The organism is Frankia sp. AiPs1, from assembly GCF_023716945.1.
Lineage (GTDB): Bacteria > Actinomycetota > Actinomycetes > Frankiales > Frankiaceae > Frankia.
The window spans coordinates 1-6,786 of record NZ_JAMQQF010000311.1 but is presented as its reverse complement, the minus strand read 5'-3'; the positions used below and the strand labels follow the sequence as shown (position 1 = coordinate 6,786).

General features: G+C 73.7%; 7 protein-coding genes and 1 riboswitch. Of the genes, 3 read left to right on the top strand and 4 right to left on the bottom strand.

The features are described 5' to 3' along the window. Positions 1–889 (bottom strand): LLM class F420-dependent oxidoreductase (locus ND748_RS21535; RefSeq protein WP_251747796.1); only part of this gene is annotated, 889 nt, incomplete at its 3' end. A gap of 216 nt (positions 890–1,105) precedes the next feature. Here ND748_RS21535 and ND748_RS21530 point away from each other — a divergent pair. Next, the gene (locus ND748_RS21530; protein WP_251747795.1) at positions 1,106–1,633 is read left to right on the top strand and encodes a TetR/AcrR family transcriptional regulator; all 528 of its coding nucleotides are present in this window, start codon (positions 1,106–1,108) and stop codon (positions 1,631–1,633) included. A gap of 16 nt (positions 1,634–1,649) precedes the next feature. On the opposite strand, the gene bluB is transcribed toward ND748_RS21530, so the two are convergent. Together bluB and ND748_RS21520 are read right to left on the bottom strand one after the other, a co-directional pair. Beyond that, on the bottom strand, positions 1,650–2,327 hold the full coding sequence (bluB, locus tag ND748_RS21525) for a 5,6-dimethylbenzimidazole synthase (protein WP_251747797.1): 678 nt from the start codon (positions 2,325–2,327) through the stop codon (positions 1,650–1,652). A gap of 109 nt (positions 2,328–2,436) precedes the next feature. Beyond that, a riboswitch (cobalamin riboswitch) is annotated at positions 2,437–2,635 on the bottom strand. 187 nt (positions 2,636–2,822) lie between these two features. Then, positions 2,823–3,521, bottom strand: a complete 699-nt coding sequence (locus ND748_RS21520) for an FCD domain-containing protein (RefSeq protein ID WP_251747794.1) — start codon at positions 3,519–3,521, stop codon at positions 2,823–2,825. A 211-nt stretch (positions 3,522–3,732) separates the two neighbouring features. On the opposite strand from ND748_RS21520, the gene ND748_RS21515 reads away from it, so the two are divergent. Further along, the gene (locus ND748_RS21515; protein ID WP_251747793.1) at positions 3,733–5,628 is read left to right on the top strand and encodes a 2-isopropylmalate synthase; all 1,896 of its coding nucleotides are present in this window, start codon (positions 3,733–3,735) and stop codon (positions 5,626–5,628) included. 240 nt (positions 5,629–5,868) lie between these two features. After that, positions 5,869–6,021 carry a hypothetical protein gene (locus tag ND748_RS35105; RefSeq protein WP_374215994.1) on the top strand — a complete coding sequence of 51 codons (153 nt, stop codon included), beginning with the start codon at positions 5,869–5,871 and terminating at the stop codon, positions 6,019–6,021. Between the two features lie 245 nt (positions 6,022–6,266). Here the strand turns inward: ND748_RS35105 and ND748_RS21505 are convergent. Further along, positions 6,267–6,786 (bottom strand): acyltransferase (locus tag ND748_RS21505; protein WP_251747792.1); only part of this gene is annotated, 520 nt, incomplete at its 5' end.

Below are 6,786 nucleotides of genomic sequence, written 5' to 3'. Positions count from 1 at the left end.
GCGCGGCAACGACGCCGAGGGTGCGCACCCGCTCCTGGGAATCGCCGATCAGGCCCACGAGCAGCTCGGTCGCGCCGGCGTCGGCGTAGCGGCGCACAGCCCGCTCGACGGCCTCCGCCGTGCCGGCGACCACCGTCTCGTGCACCCCGCCGAGGCCCTCGCGGTCGAGGACCGCCCGGTAGGAGGGGAAGTCCGAGGCGAAACCGACCTGCGAGGCCACCGCGGCGCGGACCCGGTCCGGATCGGCGGTGACGCAGGCCATGACCGCGCACACGACCCGCGGCGCGGGGCGGCCCACGGCCGCGGCCGCCCTGGCGATCGTCGGCGCGATGTGATCACCGACGGTCTTCGGACCAGTCCACACCGTCACGGTCCCGTCGGCCAGCTCGCCGGCGACCCGGAGCATGACCGGTCCCAGGGCGGAGACGAGCACCGACGGCGCGACCGCGACCGGCGCGTCGATGCGGCCGACCGCCGTCACGGTCTCCCCGTGGACGTCGACCGCCTCCCCGCGCAACAGGGGCCCCAACGCGGTCAGGTACTCGCGGAGATGACGGGCCGGACGGTCGTACCGGTAACCGAACTGCCCTTCGATGATCTGCCGGTGGCTGGGCCCGATCCCCAGGGTGAGGCCCGCGGGGGCCACCGCCTGGACGGTGAGCGCCTGCCCGGCCAGCGCGAGCGGATGGCGTGGATAGGTCGGCACCACGGCGGTCCCCAGCTCGATGCCGGGCACCGCCGTGGCGGCCAGCGCCGCCAGGGTGAGCGCGTCCCAGGAGGCGAGCTGGCCGAAGAACGCGCTGTCCAGGCCGGCCCGCGCCGCCGCGCGGACCTGGTCGAGGACGGCGGCCGGGCTGGGACCGCCGCTCACGTACATTCCGATCTTCATGATCACCCCTACCTGAACCGGACCTTCCGGTTCCGCCCAGGACGCTACATTAAGGTGAAGGCCACGCTCCGGTTGGCCGGAGGTCGGCTCCATCCGGCGTGGTCCAGGGCCGGCGGGTGGACGTGCGGAAGCTGGTGGCCGGGGGGCACGGCCGGGGGCCGGGGGCCGGGGCCAGAGGCCCGGTACCAGTGGGCGCAGAAGGGGAGGGAGCGGGTCGTGCGAGCCGACGCGCAGCGCAACCGCGAGCTCATCGCGACCACGGCCCTCGATCTGCTGGCCCGTCGCGGGCCGGCCGTGTCCATGGAGGAGATCGCCCGGGCCGCGGGCCTCGGCGTCGGCACCCTCTACCGGCACTTTCCCGACCGTCAGTCGCTGCTGGATTCGGTCGCGGCCACGACGCTGCGCACACTGCTCGCCGCGAGCCGGGCCGAGCAGTCGTCATCCAGTCCGCGCTGGCAGGTCCTGGTCCGGATCGTGGCGAGGTGCACCGGCCTGCCCCTCGCCCTGATCTCGTCACTGCCCGACGCCACCCGGGTCGACCCGACCGTCGCCGAACTGGTCGAGGAGGTCAACGCGCTGTTGAAGGGCCTGGTCGAGGACGCCCAGCGCGAAGGATCGCTGCGCGCCGACCTCACCGGCGCGCAGGTGGTCGGCCTGCTCAACGTCGCGGTCTGCCGCCCCGGCGCCCGCGCCGACGACCCGCTGACGACGGTCCTGCTCGACGGCCTGCGGGCCCGCCCCTGACCCGTGCCCGCCGCGTCTAGGCGGAACGCCGCTCGGGACGTCCATGCCAGCGCTCGGCGTGGACGGCGTCGGCCAGGGGACGCCGCCGCGCCCAGCCGTGACGTTCCAGGTCGGGAGTGTCCTCGAGGTGGGTCACGGGGCCGACGCACAGCCAGGCGACCGGGCGAATCCCGGCCGGGATGCCGAGCAGCTCGCGGACGAACGGCTCCCGGTAGAACGACACCCAGCCGACGCCGAGGCCCTCGGCGGTGGCGGCGAGCCACAGGTTCTCGATGGCCAGGCACACCGAGTACAGGCCCGCGTCGGCGATGGCGTGCCGCCCGAGGACCGCCGGCTGCCCGCGGGCCGGATCGTAGGTGACGACCAGCGACATCGACGCGGCCAGGATGCCGTCGATCCGGATTCCGGCGAAACGCTCAGCCCGGTCCCCGGTCAGGGTCGCGGCGAACACCGCCCGTTCGTGCTGGACGTGCGCGTGGAAGGCCCGACGCGTCCCGCCGTCGGTGACGAGGATGAAGTCCCAGGGCTGGCTGAGCCCGACACTCGGCGCGGCGTGGGCGGCAGCGAGGACACGGCCGAGGGCATCGGCGGGGATCGGCGCCCCGGTGAACTGGCCACGCACATCGCGCCGCCGCTGGATAGCGTCATACAGAGCGTCGGCACCCGAGCCGGTCGCGGCGCCCGATCGGGCCATCGGGTCGAGCCGGACCGTCGGGTCGGGCGAGGTCATGGCATCCGGCCGGGGAGTGGTTTCGGTGTCGCGGTGGTGTGGCAAGGCAGGCTCCCGCTGTCGGCCGCCCGAGCGGGCGGCGTGGCGGCGGGGCCGGTCTTCGGACTCCCGGATCGACGTCGGACCGTCCGCCTTCCCAGGCCGGTGGCCCAGTGGCTGCGTGGCACGCGTGGACGGCGACTTCCCGGTTACCGCGGCGGGCCCGTGCCGGACTCGCACCGGCTTCCCGATTCTCCCCGGTCGCCCGGGGCACCCCGCAGTTGTTGCCATCGCGGACGCTACCAGCCCGCCGCGGGCAACCCCCACCATCGCCTAGCTGGGCAACACCGATGTGGGCGTCCGCCCGTCGCACTGGCGCCCGGCCCGTCGACGGCCGCCCTCCTCACTCTTCGACCGACTTCGCCGCCCGATGCGTCTCTGAGGAACCCTGAGGAACGACAAGGGTGGTCCGTCAGCCCGTCAGCCCGTCGGCGCTCGCAGTCGGGCCAGGGTCTCGTCCAGCTCGGCCCGCAGGATGTCGCCGGCGCGCTTCCCGTCTCCGGCGGCCACGGCGTCGATGAGGGCGGCGTGCGCGGCGTCGCCGTGGTTGGGGTCGGCGGCCCGCAGCCCGAGCAGGTCCACCAGCTCGACGAGACCCCGGCGCAGCACGGGCACGAACTCGGCGAACAGGCCGTCGAGCACCGGGTTGTGCGCCGCCGCGACGACGGCCACGTGCAGGGCGACGTCGGCGTCGACGAAGGCCACATCGTCCCCGCCGACCGCGGCGGCGCGGCGATCCGCCAGCGCCGTGCACAGGGCGGCCACGTCGGCGTCGGTGCGCCGCTGCGCGGCCAGTCCCACCGCCTGCACCTCCATGAGCATCCGGACCTCGTACACATCCCCGACTGCGGCGCGCCGCAGCGTGTCCGGCCAGTCCTGCGGAGACTCGGCGGCGATGACGAACACCCCGGCCCCCTGCCGCGACCGCACCAGCCCCGCGCCCGCCAGCGCACGCAGCGCCTCACGCACTGTCGAACGGCCGACCCCGAGCGTCGCCGCCAGCGTCGTCTCCCCCGGCAGCCGGGTTCCGACCGGCCACTCGCCGCTGGTGATCTGCTCATGAAGGCGGCGGGTCGCCTGCTCGACCAGGGGAGTCGGACGCAGCGCGCCGAGCGGCACGGATCTTCCTCTCAGTTGTCAGAGAAGCCGAGAAGCCGATTGTCGGGGAAGCCGATGGATCTGGGGAGTATGGTACGTCGCGTAACGCCGGGCGGGCGGCCGTTTCCTCCCCGCCACGACAGGATCCGACCCGTGCCCGCCACCTCGCCGCGGTCAGCTCCTGCGTCCGGTCGACCCCGATCGTTCCAGCAGCGGAAGGTACTGCCTCAACATGTCTGACAACCTGAAGAGTAGACGTGCCACCACTCTGCCGCGAAGCCGTGAGCCGATCGTCGGCGCCGGCCCGTCCGGCTTCCCCACCGTGATCAGGCCTCGTGGCCCGCTGCCCGCTGGCGCTCCCGGGTGGAACCCGCAGCGCCCCAGCACAATGCCGCACCAGCGATACCGGGCGGCCCACGAGCGGGTCGAGCTGCCCGCGTTCGATCCCGCCGGGCGCGTCTGGCCGACCCGGCGCCTCGAATCGGCGCCGCTGTGGGTGCCGGTGGACCTGCGCGACGGCAACCAGGCGCTACGCGAACCGATGGACACCGCCCGCAAGCGGGTGATGTTCGACCTGCTCGTCGCGATGGGGTTCAAGGAGATCGAGGTCGGCTACCCGTCGGCCAGCCAGACCGACTTCGACTTCGTCCGCCACCTGGTCGACGACGACGCTGTCCCGCCGGACGTGACCCTGGTGGTATTCACCCCGGCGAGACGCGACCTCGTCGAGCGGACCTTCGCCTCGATCGAAGGGATGGCGCACGAAACCGGGATGCCCCGCGCCGTGGTGCACCTCTACGTCGCCACGGCCCCGGTGTGGCGGCAGGTCGTCCTCGGCCGGGACCGCACGGACCTGCTGGGCCTGCTGGGCCTGCTGCACGACGTCGCCGGGCACATGGCCCGGCTCGCCGACTCCCCGCGCTGCCCCGACGTCCGGTTCCAGTTCTCCCCTGAAGTCTTCAACGCGACCGAGCCGGACTTCGCGCTGGAGGTCTGCAACAGCCTCACCGCCCGGTGGGACGCCTGCCCCGAGCGGCCGGTCATCCACAATCTGCCGGCCACCGTCGAGATCGCCACCCCCAACGTCTACGCCGACCAGATCGAGTACATGCACCGCAACCTGGACCGCCGCGACTCGGTGATCCTGTCCGTCCATCCCCACAACGACCGGGGCACCGGGGTGGCGTGCGCGGAGCTGGCGCTGCTCGCCGGGGCGCAGCGCGTCGAGGGCTGCCTGTTCGGCAACGGGGAGCGCACCGGCAACGTCGACCTGGTGGCCCTCGCACTCAACCTGTACTCCCAGGGCGTCAACCCGATGATCGACTTTTCGGACATCGACGTCATCCGCGACACGGTCGAACACTGCACCCGGATGCCGGTCCACCCGCGGCACCCCTACGGCGGCGAGCTCGCCTACACCGCCTTCTCCGGCACCCACCAGGACGCGATCAGCAAGGGCCTGGCGCGGCACGCGGCCCGCGCGGCGGAAGAAGGGATGCCGGCGGCTATGGCGCAATGGGCGGTGCCGTACCTGCCGATCGACCCGGCGGACGTCGGCCGCAGCTACGAGGCGCTGATCCGAGTCAACAGCCAGTCCGGCAAGGGCGGTGTTGCCCATCTGCTGAACCTGCATCATGGGCTGGAGCTGCCGAAAGGTCTTCAGGCCGACTTCTCCCGGGCGATCCAGGTCGCCGCGGACCGCGATGGCCGGGAACTTACTCCCAAGGACCTGTGGGAGATGTTCCGCGCCCGCTACCTGGCGCCGCTGCACGACGGGCCGCTCGCCCTGTCGGCCTGGCGGACCGTCGAGACCGCTCCCGGCGAGCACGAGTTCGTCGCCGACCTGTCGGTCGCCGGCCGCGAGCACCGCGGCCGGGGCCTGGGCAACGGCCCGCTGGCCGCGTTGACGGCACTGCTCGCGGACGTCGGCGTCGAGGTCGAGATCCGCGGCTACGGCGAGCACGCGACGCAGCGCGCCGGCACCGGCCCCGCGACGGCCAGCTCCGCGACGGCCTATGTGCTGATCGGCCACCGCGGCGCCGACTACTGGGGCGTGGGGCAGGACACCTCCGTGCTCGCCGCCTCGGTCCACGCCGTCCTCGCCGCGGTCAACCGCCTCCCGCGGTAGCCTCCGCCGCGACCGCCGCCCGGATCGCCCAGCGGCAGCCAGACGAAGGCCATGTCGCTGGACCCACCGGCCAGTCCGGCGGTCGGGTCGTCTCAACTGACCCCGGCGCGAACAGCGGCTTCGGCCGGGCGGTGACCGAGGCGGTGGTGGCCGCCGGGGACGTCGTGGTCGCGACGGCGCGGCGCGCCGCGACGTTGGACGACGTCCGCGCAACATCCCGCGCGGGTCGAGGCGGTTGCGCTGGACGTCACCGACACGGGCTCGATCGACGCGGTCGTCCGGGACGTGGTGAGCCGGCATGGCCGGATCGACGTGCTGGTCAACAACCGGGTACGTCCGCGAGCACCGAGATACCCGTCTATGCCGACACCGTCGGCCCGACTCGCCGGATGATCGAGACCAGCAACGGTAACCAGCCGGGTGATCCGGTGCGGGCCGCGGCAGCGATCATCACCGCGTTGGAGGCGCCGCGGGTTCCCCTGCGCCTCCCGCTCGGATCTGACGCGGTCGACGCGATCGTCAGCCACATCGACGGCGTCCGCGCGGACATCGCTGCCTGGGAGAAGGTCGCCCGCGACACCGCGATCGACACCTGGCCGTCGGCACCTGACCATCGGCACCTGACCCCGCGATCTCCGTTACCGGCTCCGGCGGCTGCCCGCCAACGCCGGCAGGCGGCGCGGCGGGCTCGCGCGGGTCGGCCGGGGCTGGGGACCCGCGGCGCGGCGGCGCTGGATGGGCCGTTCGAGCAGGTAGTACGACGCGGCCGCCAGGGCCACCGAGATGAGGCCGACCACCACGATCGCCGGCCACCGGCCGAACGCACCGGTCAGGTCGTGGCCCCAGTGCGCGACCACGGGAAAGTGCCAGAGGTAGAAGCCGTAGGAGATCCGGCCCAGCCACTCCAGCGGGCGGGCGGCGAGCGCGCGGAACAACCAGCTCGTCGTCGCGCCCTGCTCCAGACTGAGGATGAGGGCGCCGGCGAGCAGCGCGACCACCGTGTAGCCGCCGCGAGCCAGCAGAGCCGACCCCTCGCCCCAGCCGCTCGGCGCGGTCACCATCGCCACCGCCAGCAGCGCGAGCGCCGCCGGACCGGCCACCGGCAGGACGGCCCCGACCCGGTCGAGACGGCGCCGCCAGCACAGCGCGGCCCCGGCC